General features: G+C 63.2%; 18 protein-coding genes. 3 read left to right on the forward strand and 15 right to left on the reverse strand.

What is annotated here, in order from left to right; genetic code table 11:
- Nucleotides 1-55: 55 nt before the first annotated feature.
- The 14 genes from DESUT3_RS12210 to DESUT3_RS12275 form a co-directional block, all read right to left on the reverse strand.
- Complete coding sequence (locus DESUT3_RS12210) at nt 56-1,372, reverse strand: PhoH family protein (RefSeq protein WP_221248766.1); 1,317 nt, start codon at nt 1,370-1,372, stop codon at nt 56-58.
- A 42-nt stretch (nt 1,373-1,414) separates the two neighbouring features.
- Entirely contained in the window at nt 1,415-1,699 is a 285-nt protein-coding gene (locus DESUT3_RS12215; RefSeq protein ID WP_221248767.1) for a hypothetical protein, read from the reverse strand.
- A 29-nt stretch (nt 1,700-1,728) separates the two neighbouring features.
- Entirely contained in the window at nt 1,729-2,880 is a 1,152-nt protein-coding gene (locus DESUT3_RS12220) for an aminotransferase class V-fold PLP-dependent enzyme (protein ID WP_221252542.1), read from the reverse strand.
- A gap of 25 nt (nt 2,881-2,905) precedes the next feature.
- On the reverse strand, nt 2,906-3,853 hold the full coding sequence (locus DESUT3_RS12225) for an SPASM domain-containing protein (protein ID WP_221248768.1): 948 nt from the start codon (nt 3,851-3,853) through the stop codon (nt 2,906-2,908).
- 243 nt (nt 3,854-4,096) lie between these two features.
- Nucleotides 4,097-5,101 carry a GeoRSP system radical SAM/SPASM protein gene (locus DESUT3_RS12230; RefSeq protein ID WP_221248769.1) on the reverse strand — a complete coding sequence of 335 codons (1,005 nt, stop codon included), beginning with the start codon at nt 5,099-5,101 and terminating at the stop codon, nt 4,097-4,099.
- On the reverse strand, nt 5,094-5,408 hold the full coding sequence (gene pqqD, locus DESUT3_RS12235) for a pyrroloquinoline quinone biosynthesis peptide chaperone PqqD (RefSeq protein ID WP_221248770.1): 315 nt from the start codon (nt 5,406-5,408) through the stop codon (nt 5,094-5,096). Before pqqD ends, DESUT3_RS12230 begins: the two co-directional genes overlap by 8 nt.
- 32 nt (nt 5,409-5,440) lie before the next feature.
- A complete protein-coding gene (yedE, locus tag DESUT3_RS12240) occupies nt 5,441-6,508 on the reverse strand; it encodes a YedE family putative selenium transporter (RefSeq protein WP_221248771.1) in 1,068 nt (355 codons plus the stop codon).
- A 2-nt stretch (nt 6,509-6,510) separates the two neighbouring features.
- Nucleotides 6,511-7,053: a hypothetical protein gene (locus tag DESUT3_RS12245; RefSeq protein WP_221248772.1), complete on the reverse strand. Its 543-nt coding sequence runs from the start codon at nt 7,051-7,053 to the stop codon at nt 6,511-6,513.
- A 7-nt stretch (nt 7,054-7,060) separates the two neighbouring features.
- A complete protein-coding gene (locus tag DESUT3_RS12250) occupies nt 7,061-7,999 on the reverse strand; it encodes a phosphate/phosphite/phosphonate ABC transporter substrate-binding protein (RefSeq protein WP_221248773.1) in 939 nt (312 codons plus the stop codon).
- 164 nt (nt 8,000-8,163) lie between these two features.
- Nucleotides 8,164-9,273 (reverse strand): right-handed parallel beta-helix repeat-containing protein, encoded by a 1,110-nt coding sequence (locus DESUT3_RS12255; protein WP_221248774.1) that lies wholly within the window; start codon nt 9,271-9,273, stop codon nt 8,164-8,166.
- Nucleotides 9,270-10,103 (reverse strand): right-handed parallel beta-helix repeat-containing protein, encoded by an 834-nt coding sequence (locus tag DESUT3_RS12260; protein ID WP_221248775.1) that lies wholly within the window; start codon nt 10,101-10,103, stop codon nt 9,270-9,272. The genes DESUT3_RS12255 and DESUT3_RS12260 overlap by 4 nt, the downstream gene beginning before the upstream one ends.
- On the reverse strand, nt 10,100-10,573 hold the full coding sequence (locus tag DESUT3_RS12265; protein WP_221248776.1) for a hypothetical protein: 474 nt from the start codon (nt 10,571-10,573) through the stop codon (nt 10,100-10,102). The genes DESUT3_RS12260 and DESUT3_RS12265 overlap by 4 nt, the downstream gene beginning before the upstream one ends.
- 118 nt (nt 10,574-10,691) lie before the next feature.
- On the reverse strand, nt 10,692-12,056 hold the full coding sequence (locus tag DESUT3_RS12270) for a sigma-54-dependent transcriptional regulator (RefSeq protein ID WP_221248777.1): 1,365 nt from the start codon (nt 12,054-12,056) through the stop codon (nt 10,692-10,694).
- 10 nt (nt 12,057-12,066) lie between these two features.
- Nucleotides 12,067-13,110: a sensor domain-containing diguanylate cyclase gene (locus DESUT3_RS12275; protein WP_221248778.1), complete on the reverse strand. Its 1,044-nt coding sequence runs from the start codon at nt 13,108-13,110 to the stop codon at nt 12,067-12,069.
- Between the two features lie 362 nt (nt 13,111-13,472).
- Here DESUT3_RS12275 and DESUT3_RS12280 point away from each other — a divergent pair, with 362 nt between their 5' ends.
- Nucleotides 13,473-15,707 (forward strand): vitamin B12-dependent ribonucleotide reductase, encoded by a 2,235-nt coding sequence (locus DESUT3_RS12280; protein ID WP_221248779.1) that lies wholly within the window; start codon nt 13,473-13,475, stop codon nt 15,705-15,707.
- Nucleotides 15,708-15,878: 171 nt separating this feature from the next.
- On the opposite strand, the gene DESUT3_RS12285 is transcribed toward DESUT3_RS12280, so the two are convergent.
- A complete protein-coding gene (locus DESUT3_RS12285; protein WP_221248780.1) occupies nt 15,879-16,571 on the reverse strand; it encodes a response regulator in 693 nt (230 codons plus the stop codon).
- Nucleotides 16,572-16,811: 240 nt separating this feature from the next.
- On the opposite strand from DESUT3_RS12285, the gene DESUT3_RS12290 reads away from it, so the two are divergent.
- The gene (locus tag DESUT3_RS12290) at nt 16,812-17,255 is read left to right on the forward strand and encodes a hypothetical protein (RefSeq protein WP_221248781.1); all 444 of its coding nucleotides are present in this window, start codon (nt 16,812-16,814) and stop codon (nt 17,253-17,255) included.
- Between the two features lie 78 nt (nt 17,256-17,333).
- Nucleotides 17,334-17,609: a YkgJ family cysteine cluster protein gene (locus DESUT3_RS12295; RefSeq protein ID WP_225911494.1), complete on the forward strand. Its 276-nt coding sequence runs from the start codon at nt 17,334-17,336 to the stop codon at nt 17,607-17,609.
- Nucleotides 17,610-17,638: the final 29 nt, after the last annotated feature.

Raw genomic sequence — 17,638 nt, forward strand, 5'->3', positions numbered from 1 at the left:
AACCAAGAGGGAAATACCAGGTTACTCCTACTCATCACTTATCACTCATTACTCGTTACAGTAAATTCGCCGCCAGTTCGGCCAGCTGCGAGCGCTCGCCTTTGGTCAGGGTCACATGCCCGGCGATTTCCTGGCCCTTGAACTTTTCCACGGTGTAGGTCAGCCCGTTGCTGGAGGAGTCGACGTAGGGGTTGTCGATCTGGTAGGGGTCGCCGGTCAGTACGATCTTGGTCCCCTCCCCGGCCCGGGTGATGATGGTCTTGATCTCGTGGGGCGTCAGGTTCTGGGCCTCGTCGACGATCATGTACTGCTTGGGGATGGAGCGGCCGCGGATGTAGGTGAGCGGCTCGATCTGCAGGATCCCCATGTCGACCAGTTCCCGGTAGCCGCGCTTGCGCTTGCCGCGCTCGTCCACCCCGCTGAGCAGCAGATCGACGTTGTCGAAGATCGGCTGCATCCAGGGCGAGAGCTTCTCCTCCACGTCGCCGGGCAGGAAGCCGAGGTCCCGCCCCAGGGGGAAGACCGGCCTGGAAACCAGCAGGCGGCTGAACACCCCGTCGTCGGCCGACTTGAACAGCCCGGCGGCGATGGCGAGCAGGGTCTTGCCGGTGCCGGCCTTGCCGACCAGGGTGACCAGTTGGATATCGTCGTTGAGCAACAGGTCGAAGGCGAACTGCTGCTCGCGGTTGCGCGGATGAATGCCCCAGAGCCCATCCTTGGGGGGACGGATCAGGGGCTGCAGCCTCTGGCTGGCATGGTTGTAGCGGCCTATGGCCGTATGCGAGGGGTTGGTGGACTCGGCGAGAGTGACGAACTGGTTGGGGAAATATTCTCCCGGAAGATCGATGTACCCCTGGCCGTAGAAACGATCGACGGCGTCCTTTTCGTCCAGGACCTCACAGGTCCCGGTGTAGAGCTCGTCGATCTCCACCTTGTCCGAGGTGTAATCCTGCGCAGTCAGCCCCACCGCGTCCGCCTTGATGCGCAGGTTGGTGTCCTTGGTGACGAACACCACCGGGCAGTCGCACTGCTCCTTCATCTGCAGGGCCACGGCGAGGATCCGGTTGTCGCCCCGGTCGCTGCGCAGTTCGGGGGGCAGCCGCTTCATGGACTGCTCGGTGTAGAGAACCACCTTCAGCAGGCCGCCCTTCTCCAGTTCCACCCCGTCCACCAGGTGCGATTTGGCCCGCAGAGAATCCAGAAAGCGGGAGATCTGCCGGGCATTGCGGCCGATCTCGTTGAGATCTTTTTTAAAGCCGTCAATCTCCTCGATGACCGTAATTGGAATAATCAGGTCGTTGTCCTCGAAACGAAACAGCGCCTGGGGGTCGTGCAGCAGAACATTGGTATCGAGGATGTAGGTTTTTTTCATTTCAGTCTTCCTGGCCAGAATGCGACCGCAGGGTCCGCCGGTTTATCGGTCGTAGGGGAGAACGTCGATGCCTTCCGAGGTAGCCAGCAGCTTGAGGTAAACCGGGTAGTTCTTGCCCGGGATATTGCGCTTGCTTTCCAGGATCACCTCTCCCTCGCTGTTGAGAGCGTTGAGAACCTGCTCAGGCGACTCGTCGATGATGTACAGGTTGTAGATCCGGGTGGACATCAGTTCGGCGCGGGTCACGGGTTTTTCCGGGGGGAGCGAGCAGGCTGCCAGCACGGCCAGCAGCAGGGCGCCAAGGAGGCGAACCAGTACATTTTTCATGATGGGACTCCTTGCTGGTGGATACCCGGTCAGGCCGGCGGATGGGCTGCCAGGGCGGCAACGGCGGCGACCAGGTGCTCAATTTCGTCCAGGGTGTTGAAATACCCCGGGCTGACCCGGACCGTTCCGCGCGGAAACGTGCCGATGGTCCGGTGGGCGTCGGGAGCACAATGCAGCCCGACCCTGCAGAGGATACCATGTTCGTGATCAAGAAGAAAACCGACTTCTGCCGGGTCGCGTCCGGCGAGGTTGAACGATACGGCGCCGCCATGCAGGTGCGGCTCCAGGGGGCCGTACAGTTCCACCTCGGGGATGCCCCGCAGAGCGCAGAGCAGGTGCTCCAGCAATTCCGTCTCGCGGGCGCGAATTGCCGCAATCCCCTCCTTGCGGATGAAGTCGATTCCAGCCTTGAGGCCGGCCAGGCCGGGTGTATTGAGGGTGCCGCTTTCGAGCCGCTCGGGCATCTGCTCGGGGGGAAGGTCGGATTGGGAGTTGCCTCCGGTACCGCCGTAAATAAGCGGAACCGGATTCAAGCCTTCGCGGGCATAGAGGAAACCAGTCCCCTGGGGCCCCAGCAACCCCTTGTGCCCCGGCGCGGCGAGCAGGTCGATCCCCATGGCCTCGACGTCGATGGAGAAAATCCCGGCGCTCTGGGCGGCGTCGACCAGAAAGAGAATTCCCTCCCGGCGCAGCCAGGGTCCGATGGCCTCGATGGGTTGCAGGGTGCCGGTGACATTGGAGCAGTGCGAGAGCACCACCATCCGGGTCTTTTCCGAACAGGCCTCCCGGATGGCCGCCGGGTCGACGAAGCCGCGGCGGTCGGCGGAAACCTTGATGACCTGCACCCCACGGTCCTGCAGCACTCGCAGCGGGCGGGCGACGGCGTTGTGCTCCATGCTGGAGGTCACCACCCGGTCGCCGGGCCGCAGGATTCCGAACAGGGCAACGTTGATCGCCTCGGTGGCGCTTGAGGTGAAGGCCACCCGGTCCTCGTTGCGGACGCCGAACAACTCGGCTACCGCCTCTCTGGCATCGAATACCAGGCGGCTGGCCGCCAGGGCGAGTTGATGCCCGCCACGCCCGGGATTGGCACCGCCGAAGCGCAGGGTGTTATCCACTTCGCGGTAGACGCTCTCGGGCTTGGGCCAGGTTGTGGCAGCGTTGTCGAGGTAGATGGCCATAGTGGTCAGCGACAGGGGGGTCAAGTCAATCGGAGCGGGGCTCCCGGCACATGAGGTCGCGGTAGCCCGCTTCCCGGTTGAAGAAACGGGCCAGGCCGCGGCAGCCTCCCAGGCACAGGGGGTAGTCGCGGCACCCGCGGCACCCCTGGGGGACTTCGGCGATCTCCTGGCGGATCTGCAGCCTTTTGGGCGAGCTCCAGAGCTCCTCGAGGGAGTGCTGGTGCAACGAACCGAGCTTCTCGGGCCACGAGGAGCAGGGGAGCAGGTGGCCTTCGGCATCGACATGCCCCAGGCTGTTGGCCGCCTGGCAGCCGCCGTACTCGCTGCGCCCGCCCTGTTCGCCGCGCGGAAACAGCAGCTCCCAGATGAACAGGTCGTGAACCTCCAGGTTCACTCCCCGGCGGTGGTTTTCCGGATCGGGGCCCAGCAGCCGGCGCAGCTTTTCGAGCTCATCGGGCCCCGGGATACCAGCCGCCGCAGAGGGTGAAAACCTATCACCGATGCGGGTGTTTGGCAACTTAATTCGCCCCACTCCCAGGTCCCTGCCAAACTCGAGCAGCGGCAGCAACAAGTGGAGATTGCCGCGGTGGGGGGTCATCTGCAGGGCCGGCTGGTAGCCATTTTCCCTGGCCTGTTCGACGACCCGCGCCAGGTCGGAAAAGTTTTCCCCGTTGCCGGAGAGGATCGCCCCGGCATCCAACAGCAGGGCGTCCAACGGCAACCCCGGAACCAGGCCGGCGACCTCTGCAGCCGAACCGGTGAAAACCAGCAGGATCCGCACCCCACCATGGCTGAGAACCTGGAGGATTTCGTGGATGCGGGGGTGGGCCAGCGGGCGCTCTTCCAGGGTCACGAAGAATACCCCGGCAGCGCAGAGCCGCTCGGCGATCCGCAGGGGTTCTTCAGCGGGGGTGGATTCTCGGGTACCGTGAAGTTCCCAGGTCACCCGTAGTGGCGTGTCAAGCAGATCCATAAGGCAGGCTGAACCGGTGGGCCTTGCGACCCTCCGGGCGAGGAAAAAAACGGGGGCAGCACAGCTGCCCCCTTGGTCCTTAGCAGGGATGGACGTTCGAGGAACCGACCACCCGGGGCTTCATGTACTTCTTCATATCCCTCACCTCCTTCAGTTTTGTGGGTGCCTTGACACCCGGCTGATACTGCGTTTCACCGACCATGGCCGACACGCCGAAACCGCCTTCGCATCGGCAGAAAGGTATCATTTCCAGCAGTGGGGGTCGGGCTGACTGAAGTCACCGGTGGTAGCAAAGGAGCGAGCCGTGCACCCCCCCAGGCACTGCTCGAACGCACCGCAACCGACACACTTGCCGGTCGCCTCCTTGTTGCGCATCCGGTTGAGGACAGGTGAGTCATACCAGATGCTGTCGAAATCGTCCCGAAGGATATTGCCGACCACCAGCGGGATGAAACCGCAGGGCGTAATATCCCCATTGGGGCGTAAATTAAGGGAAAGCTTACCACAGCTGCTGCCGTTTACCAACGAGTTTTCCTCGTAACCGGGCAGCGAGGCGATGATCGGGTCGTCGAAGGAGATCAGCAGATTTCTGGCCTCCTGCTTGGCCTTGAGGGCCTCGACATAGAACGCCTTCCACTCCTCGGGCGACAGGTCGAGTTCCTCGCGGTTTTTGAAACCCCGCCCGCTGCATTTGAAATTGTGCAGGTAGACCTGGCCGACTCCGCGATCCCGGGCCAGTTGCAGGAGATCCTGGAAGTTCAGATGATTGATCCGCGAGATCACCGAACTCATGGTACTTTTCAGCCCCACCTTGCGCAACGCCTCCAGGGCGCCCACGGCCCGCTCGAAAGAGCCCGGCATGCAGCGAAAATCGTCGTGCAGGGCGGCAGCGGCGCTGTCGATGCTGATGCCGACGCTCTTGAAGCCGCAGCGCTTGAGTTCAGCGGCGGCCGCTTCGTCGACCAGCCAGCCGTTGGAGTTCATCGAGACGTTGAGCCCCTTGCCGGTGGCATAGCTGGCGATCTCGAAAAGGTCCTCGCGGATCAGCGGTTCCCCACCGCCGAAATTGATGAAAGGGACCTGCTTCTCGGCCAGGACATCGATGATGCGCAGGATGTCCGCCGTGGCCAGCTCCTCGACCTGCTCTTCGCGGCTGTAGCAGTGCGAACAGCTGAAGTTGCAGCGGAACGACAAAGTCCAGTTGAAGGTCAGGGGGGCGGAAAACAGGTCGGTAATCTTTTCAGCCATGGCTCAGCCACCCTCTTTCCAGCAGATCGTCGACGAACTCGGCGACATCTCCGCTCAACTCCTCGCGCTCCACCTCGAACTGCTCGGCCAGGGCCTCGACCACCTGCCCCAGGTCCCGGGTCCCGTCGCACAGGGCCCAGATCCGTCCCCCGACCAGGTTGAGCTGGTGCATCATGCCGGAAATGATCAGGATGACCGCGCCGCGGTCTTCCACCTCTTCACCCCGCTCCAGGGCCTTGAGAATCTCTTCCTCGCGGCGCTTCTCGACGCGCCAGACGATATCGGGGTTGCGTACCAGAGCCTTCAAATCCCTTTCCTTTCACCGGTTCGGGGCGCCCTTCAGGCGCTCGCCCGCTCCCGGAACAACAGACAGCTGAGCAGCACGAAAACAAATCCAAGCAGCACCGCGGCCTTGCCGGCCAGCGAGACGCCCGCCGCGGTGGCGGCGATCCCCCAGGACTGCACCAGGCCACCGCCGATGAACATGCCGACGACCACCAGGCCGGCATCGGCGTCCCCCTCCCCGGCCTTGACCAACTGCCGGAAGGGGCAGCCGCCAATCAGCACCGAGATCCAGCCAACCAGAGCCATCCCCAAAAAGCTCCAGAGGTGCTCGAGGTGGGCGCCGGGTTGGCCGTAGAGACCGGGGTTGAAGCGCCCGGTGGCGGCATTGAAGGCCACCGCCGCGCCGACAAAGGCGAGCAGGCCCCAGAGCAGCGGCGAACGCCGTCCCATCAGCAGGGTGTCGCGGACGCTGCCGGTGATGCAGAAACGGCTGCGCTGGGCCAGCGCGCCGAGCGCCAAGCCGGCACCGAGGGCCAGCAGCCAGGGGGCGTGCTGGGCGGCGCTGCCGCGCCCGGAGAAGATCAGGAAGCCGGGGCGGGCCAGCAGAAATACCAGCAGCAGCAGGAAGAACCCGGGGACCAGCAGGCCGCTGCCGCCCCGCTCTTCGTGGTGGCGACCGAGGTGCACGCCGCGGGCGAGCCCCTTGAGGCCGATCCAGACGCCGGCAAGCAGGCCGGCCACCCCGCCGAGGGCGGTCAGGTCGCCGGCGGTGAAGCGCAGAAACAGCTTGATGGGACAGCCGATGAAGACCGCGCAGCCGACGATCAGAAAGATGCCGGAAACCAGCCTCGGCAGCGGCGCGCTGCCGCCCCGCGAGCGGAACTCGCGAAAGGCGCCGGCACTGGCCAGGGCGCCGAGCACGAAGCCGATCAGTTCCGGGCGCAGGTACTGCATGCGCGGGTTGTCGTGCAGCCCGAGAGCGCCGGCACTGTTCTCGATGAAGCAGGAGACGCAGATCCCCGAGTTCTCGGGGTTGCCCCAGACCGCCAGCAGCACCCCCAGCCCGCCCAGCAGCAGGCCGGCGGCGACCACGGTCCAGCTATGTGTCTCACGCCAGTTCATTCTTATTCGCACCCGCCGGCGAGCCGGCTCTGCAGATAGTAGAGGTTGCGCAAGGCGGTCTCAAGGGTGCGGTTGTCGGGGTTGGCGCGGGCCCGCCGGCCGATCTCGTCCAGCCCGCGATCCACCAGCTGACGGATTTCCGTCTGCATGGAGAGGGGGCTTTTCTCGTCGACGTAGTCGCCGTTGAGCTTCACCCCCTGCACGTAGCTGGCAATGGACTCCTCGAGCGCACCGAATTCCTGGAGAATCGCCCCCTTGAGCAGGTAGCCGTGGGCCTCGCCGGGGTAGGCGCGCCCCAGTTCCTCCAGCTTGAGCAGGGCCCGCTGGGCTTCCCCCTGGGCCCGCAACTCCTCCACCGGGCCGTAGATCTTCTGCAGAAAGGCGCTGCGGGCCTGGTAGGCCAGCTCCCGCTCGATCCCCTTGTCGAGGGAAGAGGCCTGGCGGGCGTCGCTGCCGCGCGGGGCGCCGAGCAGCAGCACCGCCAGCGCCGCCAGGGTGCCGGCGAGGCCAAGCCAGATCAGTCTGTCGAATCCGTCACGCGCCATTAGGGACTCAGAATTCCTGGTACGGGGGCATGTTGGCCCGCTTGGCCATCACGCGGATCGGGTCGTAATCGCTGTCCAGTAGCTGGTCGAAGCCGTCGATCCAGGCGGACTTGAGCACCTTGACCTGCTCGCCGTCGATGGTCACGGTCTCCTCGGGCTTGAGTTCGAGCAGCGCCTTGCGGAATTTCTCCACCAGCTCCGCATCAATCTGTTTGGAGGCGCCGAAGGTGCAATAGGGGATGATGGGGCTCTGGGCGATGATATGGAAGTCGTCGGCGGTGATCTTCCCTTCGCGGGTCATGACCTCGAGATCGAGGGCCGGGGCCGCCGCCACGTCGAAATCGCCGAAATAGACGCCGTAGACCACCTTCTCGTGCTTGAAGGAGCCGGAGGGAATGGCGTAGTAGCCCAGGTCCCGCTCGGGGTCGAGCCCGGCCTCCAGCATCAGGTCGTACTGGGCCAGATAGCCGGTGGGCGCCAGTTGCGGCCCGAACAGCATGCGCTTGCCCTTGAGATCTTCCAGGGTTTCGATGCCGCTCCCCTTGCGGGAGATGATCGCCCCGGCGGTGCGTGAGCCGAACTGCCCGCGCCGCTCGGCGGCCAGCAGCCGCAGGTCGTGGTTTTCCTTGAGGATGATATAGACCAGCGAGTTGGAGTGGGTGAACTCGAATTCCCCCTTGGCGAAGCGCTCCTCGAAATCCTGGGTGTCCACCGGCACCGTCTCGAAGTCGACCCCGAGCTTCTCCGACAGGTAGCGGGTCAGGGGGCGGAAGCGCTGCAGGGTCTCCTCCTCGCTGTTGCAGTTCATGTAGCCGATGCGCATTTTGGGGCGCTCGGCGGCCCGGTCGCAGCCGCTCAGGGCGACCAGGGCGAGCAGGCAGGCCGCTGCAATAACAGCAGGACGGGCAAGGGCGATCAGGGAGCGGGATTTGAGGATAATGTTCATGTTTTGATATTTCTGGCCCTTTGGGTTTTTTTTAAATACGAAGTCTTATTCACCACGAAGGCCACGAAGGCCACGAAGAAAACCGGATTGATTTTTATGCCTTTACTTCGTGACCTTCGTGTCCTTCGTGGTGTGCGCTTTATTCTTTATTGGATTTGATCTAACTAGGGTTTCCGTTCAGGCAGCGGCGGCACCTTGAAGGGCGGCGCCTCCTTCAATACGGGCTCGATTTCCACAGGGCCCATCCCTGGCCGCTGGCGGCCGTCGCGGATCATCGAGCGCAACTCCTGCGCGGAGGTTGTCCCCCACCAGTTGCCGGGGGCCTGGACCGGGCCGGCTCCGTCGTTGAGCAACGCGTAGATGCCGTTGTCCTGGATCAGGTTGCCGCTCAGCGCCCCGCTGGAATCGAGCCAGCGGATTCCGGCGCGGCCGTTGTCGGCGATCCGGTTGCCGCTTACCCGGACATCAGACTCTTCAAGAAAAATGCCATGTTCGCTGTTCCCGGACAGATCGTTTCCCTCGACCTCTCCGGTGCTGCGTTGCAGGTAGAGTCCCTTGCGGTTGCCGACAACGCGGTTGCCCCTGGCGACAAGGCTCGAATCGCGGAGGCTGACCCCGTTGATGAGGTTTTCCTCGAAGCGGCAACCGGCCATGGCGACCTCGCTGAAGACGCAGCGCATCCCCCAGTGGTTGCGGGCAACCACCAGGCCCTCGAGGTTCACCTCCGAGTTGCGGAACTGCAGGCCGTTGAGGTTGTCGACAACCTCGGAATCGCTGATATCCACGGTCGATTCCTGGAACTGGGCTCCCCGCACGTTGTAGCGAAAACGGGAGGTTTTGATGGCCGCCCGGGCGAAATGGGCATGGAAGCCGCGGTAGCCGTATTCGACGATGCAGTGCTCGAGCAGGTTGTCTTCCTCGGAGGCCATCATGTTGAGCGCCCCCCAGTCTCCGGGCGAGGGGGATGGCGCCGCGGAGGTAAACAGGATCGGCGCATCGGCGGTGCCCAGAGCGCGAAACACCCCCTGGATGAAAATTTCGTGTTCGCCGATTCCGTCGCCGTTGCTGTCGTAGGGGGTGAAGCGGACCACCGTTCCGGGGCGGATTTCCAGCGTCGCTTCCGGCGCAACCGTCAGGATTCCGTCAATCAGCACCTCCCCCTCCCAGACGGTATCCTGGTAGAGGGAGTTCTCCCCGGTGTAGCGAAGCGGCTCGCCGGAGTGGGCCGGAATTGCAGCCAGCAGGCCGACCAACAGGCACCACAGAATTCTCATGGCCCGCCCCCGCGCAGCCAGCGCAAGTCTTCGCGGTTGCCGGCGAACTGGCCGGGATCAAAGGGGAATGCGTTCTGGAAAGCGGCCAGGCCGATAGCATTACCGCTCACCCGGTTGCCCTCCAGGGCCGGGCGGCTGTCGCCATCGGCGAAAATCCCCTCTTCGTCATTGCCGGTGACCCGGTTGCCTTGCACCTGGGGGCTGGAGCCTCGCCAGCAGAAGATCCCCCCCTCCCCTTCGGCAATCAGGTTGTCACGGATCTGCGGAGAGCTGCCCTGCTGGGCCACAACCCCGTAACGACAGCCGAGAATCCGGCTGCCGCGGACCAGGGGGGAGGTCCCGATGCAGAGAATGCCGGTTTCCGCCCTGGCAATTTCCGCCCCTTCGATCACCGAAGGCTCCGCCCGGTCGAGCAGGACCCCGGCCCAGGCGACAGCCTCGCCCTCCGGCGCCCCCTCGGGGATGAAGCGGACCGGTTCCTGATCGGTGCCCGCTATTTCAAGGGCGCCCCGGACCAGCAGCTCAGTATCGGAAGAAAGGTATTCGGGGTCGATCTTGGTGCTGTCGTCATATCGCACCCGTACTGTAGTGCCGGCCAGGATCCTCAGGGTGCTGCCCCTGGGCACCAGCACATCGCCGACCAGCACCACCTCGCCGGACCAGACGGTCAAACCGGAGAGGACCCCGACCGCCTCCAGTGGCTCCCGGGCCGGGCCGGCCGGGCTCTGCGCCGCAGGTGCAGCCAGTCCGCCAGGCTCGGGAGCGCGGGAAACGGCGCAGCCGCCAAACCACACGCAAAGCAGCAGTGCTGCCAGCCGCAGCCCCGTCATATCCACCCCTGGTCCATGAGGAAACGACGCGCCGCGGCGGCCGGCGGAGCCCCCGCCTCGACCCGGGCGGCCAGTTCGGCCACCTGCTCGCCCCTGAGCAGGCGGGCCAACTTGCGCAGGGCCGGGGCGACGGTGGTGAACTGCAGATCCTGCAGGGGGCGCTTGCCCGAGATCAGGGCCGGTCCCCCCTCCACGACCAGCAGGGCCGGTTCAGCGACGGTATCTCCATCCCAGAACACCATGTCGACCCGCTCCGCCCGCAGCTCGACCAGCGGCTGCTTGCCGTTCAGCTCGACCCGCACCGATTCGGTGCCGGTCTTCTCCTTGACGTAGAGGGACACCACCTCGTAGAGCACGTCCGCCCGGGCACCGGTGCCGGTCCCAAGGTAGAGCTTCGGTCCGAAACAGGCCTCGGCAGGCAAGGCAAAGGCGAGCAGGGAAACGAGCAGCAGCAGGAGAGATTGTCGCATTGTTGAAATCCGGCCCGGGTAAGAAAAGGGAAACGGTTGTTGGCAGAAAAACCAGCAATTAGCGTACCATACCGGGCGCTTCGGAATCCAGAGGGGCAAATTGGAGAAAGACGGGAGCTCAGTCGAGCAGTCGGTATTTTTCCATCTTGTAGCGCAGGGTGGTGCGCTTGATCCCCAGCGCGGTGGCTGCCCGGGTCTGCGAGCCTTTCTCCCGATTGAGGGTCTGGATGATCAGCTGCCGCTCGAGGTCCTCGAGAATTTCGGTCAAACTGCCGCCGCGCTCGGGCAGCTCGAGGCAGATCTGATCCTGGCCGGAGAGCCCCTGCGGGAAATCTCGCGGGGTGATCACCTCACCCCGGGACAGGACCACCGCACGCTCCATGACGTTCTGCAGTTCGCGCACGTTGCCGGGCCATTCGTAGGCGAGCAGGCAGCTGAGCGCCCGGGGGGCGAGCTGATCCACCTTCTTGCCGGTTTCCAGGGCGTATTTCTGCAGAAAATGCCTAGCCAGCGCTTCGATATCCTCGCGCCGCTCCCGCAGTGGCGGCAGATGGATGTTGACCACGTTGAGCCGGTAGTAGAGGTCCTCGCGGAACCGCCCCCGTCGCACCTCCTCTTCGAGGTTCTTGTTGGTGGCGGCGACGATGCGCACGTCGCTATGGATGGTCTTGGTGCCTCCGACCCGCTCGAACTCGTGCTCCTGGATCACCCGCAGCAGCTTGACCTGGGCGTTGAGGCTCATTTCGCCCACCTCGTCGATGAACAGCGTCCCCTCGTGGGCCAGTTCGAAACGCCCCTTCTTGGTGGCCAGGGCCCCGGAGAAGGCCCCCTTTTCATGGCCGAACAGCTCGCTCTCGAGAACCCCCTCGGAGAGCGCCGCGCAGTTCAGCACGATAAAGGACTTCTCCTTGCGCGCCGAGCTGTAGTGGATGGAGCGGGCGACGAGTTCCTTGCCGGTGCCGCTTTCCCCGGTGACCAGCACGTTGGCGTTGCTCTGGGCAACCGAGGAGGCCACCTCGAACACCTGCTTCATCCCCTGGGAGGTGCCGATGATGCCGGAAAAGCTGTAGCGCTGCTCCAGTTCCTGGTGCAGGTAGCGGTTTTCGGCGAGCAGCCGCTCGCGCTCCAGGGCCTTGGCCACGGTCAGCTTGATCTCGTCGGTTTCGAAAGGCTTGGTGATGTAGTCGTAGGCGCCGGCACGCAGGGCCTGCACGGCGCTCTCGACGGTCCCGTAGGCGGTGATGACGATGATCGGCAAACCCGGATCGAAGGACTTGATCTCCCGAAGCAGTTCCAGCCCCCCCATCCCCGGCATCTTGATGTCGGTAATGACCAGGTCGAACTCCTCGGCCCCAATCTGCTGAAGTGCCTCTTCCCCGGACCCGACAGTCAGGGTGTCATGCCCTTCCTTGGCAAGGACCCGGGCCAGCAGGCGACGCATTCCCTCTTCGTCATCGACGATCAATATCCGTTCGGCGCCCATCCAATCCCCCTCATGAGACGTAGTAGACCTTGTTCTTCCCCTCGTGTTTGGCCTTGTACAGCAGCTCATCCACCGTCCCCATCAGGGCATCGGGATCTTTGCCGTCGATGGGGTAACAGGCGACGCCGGCGCTGACGGTCAATCCGCAGGCGGCAAATTCGCCGAGCAGGCCAGGCGTCTCCTTCTCTACGGCGGACCGGGCCCGTTCGGCGGCGACGATGGCATCGTCGATGATGGTCTCGGGCAAAATCGCAATGAATTCTTCGCCGCCGTAGCGAAATACCAGGTCGCATTCGCGCAGCGCGCTTTCCAGTATCCCGGTGACCGCCAGCAGGGCCTTGTCCCCGTTGGGGTGACCGTAGGTGTCGTTGAACTGCTTGAAGTTGTCGACGTCGAACATGACCAGGGCCAGCGGCTTATTGTGGCGCCGTGCCCTGAGCATTTCGTCCTTGAGCATCTTTTTGAACTGCCGGTGGTTGTACAGCCCGGTCAGCCCGTCGGTACAGGCGAGGCGCTGGGCCCTCTGGTGCAGGCAGGCGTTGTCGACACTCATTGCCGCAAAAGAGGCCAGCACAGAAAGCAATTGCAGACGTTCCCTGGAAAACCGCCGGGGTTCAAAGGCATCCAGGTAGAGGACCCCGAGGACCTTGTTCTGGATTTTCAGGGGGACGCAGATCAGCGAGCGAATCCCTTCCTGGATGGCCAGGGGATTATTGAAAAAAACTGCCGTTCCGGTGTCCTCGACCACAAAGGGCTCCCCCTCGCTGAGGATCCGGTCGGTCAGCCCCCCTTTGCTTACCAACCAGGTGCTTCTGGCCACGAAAGCCTTGCTCAGGCCGCTGTGAGCGTGCAGGGTCATTTCGTTGCGGGACTCTTCGTACAGGGCAATGCTCCCGGCGGGCATGTCCATGATGGCCATGGCGCTGCCGAGTATATTCTGCAGCACCTCGTCGAGGTCCAGCGAGGAGACGACTACCTGGGCGACACTCAATAGGTCCTTCAGGCCGCGAATTTCCTGCTCCAGAAACTGCCGATTCTGTTCCCTGCCCTCCATCGGCCCGCCTTTCAGAAATTCCAACTTGGACATTTAAAAACCAAGAGGCCCTGATTCTTAGCACGTCATGCGAAATATTGTAAAGCACTATTTAACTACTTGATTTTACAATAGGTGTTTACCCGAGAGCAAGTCAGTTGCCTGATCGGCCCCAGCCGGCTGGCCCAAGGCGCTGCGGGCCGTTCGCGCCTTAAGTGACGGGGATGAAATGATTTTTTCGAACTGCTTGACAGCCACGAGATATTGTGGTTTAAAAATGCAGCCACCACAGAATATAGTTTTTTTCTGAAATTTCAACTCGCACGCCCATATCCTTGTTTCACCGACTGAAAACCACCGACCCAGCAAAAGGACACCGACCGATGAAATTGACGGCCGACCAGAACACCCTGCCCCTGAGCAAAAACGCCCTCACCGTCCTCGAACGCAGGTACCTGAAACGGAACAGCGAGGGAAAGGTCCTCGAAACCCCCGCCGACATGTTTCGCCGGGTCGCCGAGGCGATCGCCGCCGCCGAATCGCGCCTTGGCACAGGAAACGATCCGCAATCCCTGGCCGCCGAGTTTTACCAGATGATGACCTCCCTCGAGTTTCTGCCCAACTCGCCGACCCTGATGAACGCCGGGCGCGAGCTCGGCCAGCTATCGGCCTGCTTTGTGCTGCCGGTGGGCGATTCGATGGAGAGCATCTTCGAGGCCATCAAGCAGACCGCCCTGATCCACAAAAGCGGCGGCGGCACCGGCTTTTCCTTCTCCCGGGTGCGCCCGGCTAACGACGTGGTCCGTTCCACCAGCGGCGTCTCCTCGGGCCCGCTCTCGTTCATGAAAGTCTTCGACGCCGCCACCGAAACCATCAAGCAGGGCGGCACCCGGCGCGGGGCCAACATGGGGATCCTGCGGGTCGACCACCCCGACATCATGGACTTCATCATGGCCAAGCGGGACCAGACGGTCCTGACCAACTTCAACATCTCCGTCGGACTCACCGAAGCGTTCATGGATGCCGTGGAATCCGGGGGGGAGTACGACATCGTCAACCCCCGCACCGGGGAGCCGGTGAAAAAGATGCCGGCGCGCAAGGTTTTCGAGCACATCGTCGACCTGGCCTGGACCAACGGCGAACCGGGGATCATCTTCCTCGACCGGCTCAACCGCGACAACCCCACCCCGCACGTGGGCGAGATCGAGGCCACCAACCCCTGCGGCGAGCAGCCCCTGCTCCCCTACGAATCGTGCAACCTGGGCTCGATCAACCTGGCCCGCCTGGTTACCCCCGAGGGCCAGGTGGACTGGGACAGGCTCAAGCATATCGTGGCGCTCGCGGCCCGGTTCCTCGACAACGTCATCGAGGTCAACAACTACCCCATCCCCGAAATCGACCAGATGACCCGCGCCAACCGCAAGGTGGGCCTGGGGGTGATGGGCTGGGCCGACATGCTGATTCTGCTTGGCATCGCCTACAACAGCCCCGAGGCTGCCGCCCTGGGCGAGAAGATCATGAAGTTCATCACCGAGGAGGCGCGCAGCACCTCCCGCCAACTGGCCGCCGAGCGCGGCGCCTTCCCCAACCACAAGGGGAGCATTTTCGACAAGAAAGGCGCCAAGCCCCTGCGCAACGCCACCAGCACCACCATCGCGCCGACCGGGACCATCAGCATCATCGCCAACACCTCCAGCGGCATCGAACCGCTGTTCGCGGTCTCCTACGTGCGCCAGGTGCTCGACAACGACGTGCTGGTGGAAGTCCATCCGCTCTTCGAAAAGCTCGCCAAGGAGCGCGGCTTCTACTCCCCCGAGCTGATGAAGGTCATCGCCGAACACGGCACCGTGAAGGATATCGCGGAAATCCCCGAGGATGTGCGCCGACTGTTCGTCACGGCTCATGACATCACCCCGGAAGACCACATCCGGATGCAGGCCGCTTTCCAGACCCATACCGACAACGCGGTTTCCAAGACCGTGAACTTCTGCAACACGGCCTCCAGGGAGGACGTGGCCACGGTCTATCGCCTGGCTTACCGGGAGGGCTGCAAGGGCGTCACCATTTACCGGGACGGCTCGCGGGACATGCAGGTGTTGTCGGTCGCCAAGAAAGAAGAAAAGCAGGAGGCCGAGAAGGCGGTGCCCATGGAATCGCACAAGGCCGGGCGCAAGCGCGAACGGCCCCGGGCCCTGCGCGGCGCCACCTACCAGATGGAAACCGGCTGCGGCCCCCTCTACGTCACCATCAACGAGGACACCTCGGGCCTGTTCGAGCTGTTCACCACCATGGGCAAGGCCGGCGGCTGCGCCGCTTCCCAGTGCGAGGCCATCGGGCGGCTGGTGTCCCTGGCCTGGCGCAGCGGGGTTCAGGCCCGCCAGGCGGTCAAGCAGATGATCGGCATCACCTGCCATAAGCCCGCCGGGTTCGGCGACAACCGCATCACCTCCTGTGCCGACGCCGTGGCCAAAGCGATCCAGCTGCACATGCTCCCCGAAGGGGAAGCCCCCACCAAGTACGTGCTCAACGGCGGCGCCTGTCCCGAATGCGGCGGGCCGGTCGAACACGAGGGCGGCTGCTGCGTCTGCCACTCCTGCGGCTACTCCGAGTGCGCCTGAGCCCAACGCGGCTCAAAGTCCGGCCCTGGAGCCAAAAATAAAATGGCCGTCTTTGCCGAACATGGGCAAAGACGGCCGTTTTATTTGAATTCCGTGCCGGTCGCGGAGTTTGGGCAAGTTACTCAAGCGTCCCGGAACCGAGCGCCGATCAGGCCCTCTTTCTTACCGCCCTCAGGAAATTCCTGCGCCTCCCAGGACCCGCGCGATCCGCTGCGCCGCCTCGGCCCGCAACAGGCGAAATTCCACTCCCACGCCTTGGGGAAGCCTGGCACTGCTGCGCACCGGCCCGCTGTTTTCCCAGGCAACCCGTGCGTTGAGTTCGAGCCCCTCGAGCCCAGGCAACTGCAGGGAGAGTTTCAAGCGGGCCTCGGCAGCCAATTTTTCCACGGTTTCCAGGAACAGCCCGTTCTGGCTGAGGTTGACCCCACGCGCCTCGAAGCTCTTGCCGTCCACCCTGACAGTGACCGCAAAAGAGGTGGCGCAGCGCGGCTCACGACGTTCGATAATCGGGTGGAAACGCCTCCCCACTTCCAGAAAAGCTCTGCGGTCCAAAGGTTTGGTGAGGACGCCGTCGCAACCCGCCGCCCGGCAATCATCGACCCCGGTTTCCCGGCTGGGAGCAAATACCATGATCACGGGGATGGATCGGTGTTCCGGGTTAGCCTTGAGAATCCGGCAACAGGTGATTCCATCCATCACCGGCATGTTCACATCCATGAAGATCAGGTCCGGGCGCTCCAAGGCAACACGTTCAAGGGCCTCCTGGCCGTTCCGCGCGGTCTGGATGGTCGCCCTGGTCGGTTTGAGGAGATCTTTTTGCACCTCGATAAAAAATTCGACATCATCAACCAGCAAAATGTTCAAGCTTACGTCCCCCTGCCGACAGCAAAATGGTGGGTTTAATAGATGACATTAATTCTCCGCGCCCAATAAAGCAATATTTTTAATAATTCAACCCGCTAGAGAGCCCGCCCTGCCCCCCCGGCCGCGGGTTCCTGGTCCGGGTGAATTGACCGGAATCGGGTTCGACTTGCCAAGGGGGAGTTTTTTCTGCTATTAACCAGGTCTACCTTCCAATACATTATTTCCCAAAAGGAGTACCCCATGTTGCGCGACAGGAAGAAAGGGTTCCAGCTGCTGTTCGCCACCATCACTCTCGTCGCCGCCTGCGGACTGCTGTCCCCCCGGGCCATGGCGGCCCAGGAGCCACGCGCTCCGGAACTGGCCATCGACGTGCTGAACGGCGGCATCATCATCAACATCGAAAACACCCCCAAGGCAGACTTCGAGGCCTACCACCCGCTGCGCAGCAGCATCATCTACATCAACGACCGCCCCATCTACCTCATCGATTACACCAGCAACCCCCAGGTCAAGTATCGAACCGAAACCTTCAACATGGACGCCAAGGTCAAAAGGTATGTGTTCCGCCACCAGCCGGCCATTTCGATCGAGAACGGCGACCGGATTTTTATCGAATGGATCACCAACGCCGACGAGAGGCACATCGGCCGGATCCTCTCCAACAGCGTGGTATGGCAGCAATGAACAGTCGCTTGCCGACGCCCGGGGTCGATTTTATACTGAATGGGCCCGCAATCTCGAACCATGGATGAGCGCAGGAAAATGATGGACAGCCCTTCCGAGCATGGCTGGGAGGACCTCTGCCGCCGCTGCGGGGAGTGCTGCTTCGAGAAGTGGGTGGATGACCACGGTGACATTCACCCCACGGCGATCCCCTGCCGCTTCCTCGACATCATCACCCGCGAGTGCAAGGTCTACCACAAGCGTCTCGAGGTCGGCGAAGGTTGTGTCAAACTTACACCCCAGGTGGTTGAGGTTGTCCAGTGGCTCCCCGAGAATTGTGCTTACCGGCGACGGGTGCACGGTTCGGACGGCTAGGAGGCTGCGGGACTGGCTCGGACAAGTTC

Origin of the sequence: Desulfuromonas versatilis (genome assembly GCF_019704135.1) — a bacterium.
Taxonomy (GTDB): domain Bacteria; phylum Desulfobacterota; class Desulfuromonadia; order Desulfuromonadales; family NIT-T3; genus Desulfuromonas_A; species Desulfuromonas_A versatilis.

Bases quoted from the DNA above. Each gene is read 5' to 3' on its own strand.
- DESUT3_RS12275 (WP_221248778.1), bottom strand. From the start codon at position 13,110: ATGGAGGGCAGGGAACAGAATCGGCAGTTTCTGGAGCAGGAAATTCGC.
- DESUT3_RS12245 (WP_221248772.1), bottom strand. From the start codon at position 7,053: ATGGCGCGTGACGGATTCGACAGACTGATCTGGCTTGGCCTCGCCGGC.
- DESUT3_RS12250 (WP_221248773.1), bottom strand. From the start codon at position 7,999: ATGAACATTATCCTCAAATCCCGCTCCCTGATCGCCCTTGCCCGTCCT.
- DESUT3_RS12225 (WP_221248768.1), bottom strand. From the start codon at position 3,853: ATGGATCTGCTTGACACGCCACTACGGGTGACCTGGGAACTTCACGGT.
- DESUT3_RS12290 (WP_221248781.1), top strand. From the start codon at position 16,812: ATGTTGCGCGACAGGAAGAAAGGGTTCCAGCTGCTGTTCGCCACCATC.
- DESUT3_RS12215 (WP_221248767.1), bottom strand. From the start codon at position 1,699: ATGAAAAATGTACTGGTTCGCCTCCTTGGCGCCCTGCTGCTGGCCGTG.
- DESUT3_RS12220 (WP_221252542.1), bottom strand. From the start codon at position 2,880: ATGGCCATCTACCTCGACAACGCTGCCACAACCTGGCCCAAGCCCGAG.
- DESUT3_RS12265 (WP_221248776.1), bottom strand. From the start codon at position 10,573: ATGCGACAATCTCTCCTGCTGCTGCTCGTTTCCCTGCTCGCCTTTGCC.
- DESUT3_RS12255 (WP_221248774.1), bottom strand. From the start codon at position 9,273: ATGAGAATTCTGTGGTGCCTGTTGGTCGGCCTGCTGGCTGCAATTCCG.
- DESUT3_RS12230 (WP_221248769.1), bottom strand. From the start codon at position 5,101: ATGGCTGAAAAGATTACCGACCTGTTTTCCGCCCCCCTGACCTTCAAC.
- DESUT3_RS12210 (WP_221248766.1), bottom strand. From the start codon at position 1,372: ATGAAAAAAACCTACATCCTCGATACCAATGTTCTGCTGCACGACCCC.
- yedE (WP_221248771.1), bottom strand. From the start codon at position 6,508: ATGAACTGGCGTGAGACACATAGCTGGACCGTGGTCGCCGCCGGCCTG.
- DESUT3_RS12280 (WP_221248779.1), top strand. From the start codon at position 13,473: ATGAAATTGACGGCCGACCAGAACACCCTGCCCCTGAGCAAAAACGCC.
- DESUT3_RS12260 (WP_221248775.1), bottom strand. From the start codon at position 10,103: ATGACGGGGCTGCGGCTGGCAGCACTGCTGCTTTGCGTGTGGTTTGGC.
- DESUT3_RS12270 (WP_221248777.1), bottom strand. From the start codon at position 12,056: ATGGGCGCCGAACGGATATTGATCGTCGATGACGAAGAGGGAATGCGT.
- DESUT3_RS12295 (WP_225911494.1), top strand. From the start codon at position 17,334: ATGATGGACAGCCCTTCCGAGCATGGCTGGGAGGACCTCTGCCGCCGC.